The sequence below is a fragment of the Parabacteroides caeci genome (assembly GCF_023656795.1).
GTDB classification, from domain to species: Bacteria; Bacteroidota; Bacteroidia; order Bacteroidales; family Tannerellaceae; genus Parabacteroides; species Parabacteroides segnis.
Map to the genome: position 1 here is coordinate 1 of NZ_JAMOKT010000141.1, position 1,691 is coordinate 1,691.

Sequence of the window (1,691 nt, forward strand, 5' to 3'; positions counted from 1 at the left end):
CCTGAATAATTCATAGTCTCCACAAAAAAGAGAACGCCCTTCTTGTATATTTGCAAGAAAAGCATTAACTTTAAGGTGTTAAAAATAAACTTAATACCGGCGTTCTCATGTGCAAAGATACAACAAATAACGGAGTCAGTCAAGAGAAAAATCTTTTTTCTTTTCAAGACGTGCTTCCTGACAGGAAAATTCAGGTCGATTTCAATGCCCCGGACATCTCGTCCAATGGAGGACTGGTGCTTGTCGGTCTAATGAAAGACAGCATAGCGCGAAAGATAGCGCGCCTAATTCCGGATTATCGAAATCAACTTTTCGTACAGCATTCCTACGAAGAGATGGTCTGCCAGCGTGTCGGACAGATAATGTGCGGCTACGAGGATGCCAACGACTGCGACCGCCTGCGCCACGACAGTGCCCTTAAGATGAGCGTGGGCCGCAAGGCATCGGATCCCGGCCTGTGCTCACAACCGACGATGACACGGCTTGAGAATCATATTGACAAAAGGACCTTATGGAAAATAGCAGAACTGTTTGTCAAGGACTACATCTCATCCTTCGACAAAGCTCCGCGTAAGATTATTCTTGACGTTGACGATACAAATGCCAACACATACGGGGCGCAGCAGCTGTCGCTGTTCAATGATTACTATGACGAATACTGCTACATGCCGATGGTTATTTTCGACGGTATGAACGGCAAGCTGATACTTCCTCTACTGAGACCGGGACGACGCAACAAGTCGCTGAACATCTTCGGTATACTGCGCAGAGTCATTGAATACATCCATAAGGAATGGCCTCACACAATAATAGAACTCCGCGGGGACAGTCATTTCTGCAGCCATGAGTTTATGGACTGGGTCAAGACACATCTTTATGTGAGATTTATCACAGGGCTGTCGGGCAATCCTGCGCTTATGAAGAAAATCGACAAGCAATTGCGCCGTGCCAAGGGGGATTTCGAACTTCACCATGAGGATGTACGCCGTTACTACAGCTTTGAGTACAAAGCCAAATCATGGAAATACAGACAGAGGGTGATTGCAAAAATCGAAGTCTCCGACAAGGGTGTAAACGTCCGCTTCATAGTCACAAGCAACCGTAACAACAAGCCCGAGACAGTATATCGACGTTACTGTAAGCGCGGCACAATGGAGCTATGGATAAAAGACCTGAAGTATTTTCGAGCCGACAGGATGTCGTGCAGTTCTTTCAGAGCCAATATGTTCCGGCTGTTTCTATATGGCGCGGCATATGTGACCGCATACCGTCTCAGGTCGAAGGCTTTCTCCAATACAGAGGTCGGCGCCTTCACGATGGACAGCTTCATGAAGCGGATTATGCTGAGTGCCGTCTTCATAGTCGAAAAAAAGACTTTTATAAGGTTCAGCTTTTCCCCACACCATCGACACCTTGAAGCTTTGTCGCAAGCCTTGACGAGACTCTCTGCCTGACAAGTGGAATAATCTGAAATCAACCTGAGTCCGATTCTGTAATCGGACTTATAAGTCATATCCGCTCCATAAAAATGGACGTGATAATCAGACCTGAGCATGCCGAAATCAAGGCTTCGGACAGGATTATAACTCTACATCAAGCGGTCATTCGATGATAGACATTAGTTGGAGGCTTCAGATTGTCCCCATATCTGTTTTGATAACCTGAAATGAATCCACTATGAATAATGTAGG

Annotated in this window: 1 protein-coding gene; it reads left to right on the forward strand. The window is 46.0% G+C overall.

From position 1 onward, the window contains the following. Window positions 1-107 precede the first annotated feature (107 nt). Window positions 108-1,454, forward strand: a complete 1,347-nt coding sequence (locus NBH15_RS29070) for an IS1380-like element IS616 family transposase (protein WP_004295325.1) — start codon at window positions 108-110, stop codon at window positions 1,452-1,454. Window positions 1,455-1,691: the final 237 nt, after the last annotated feature.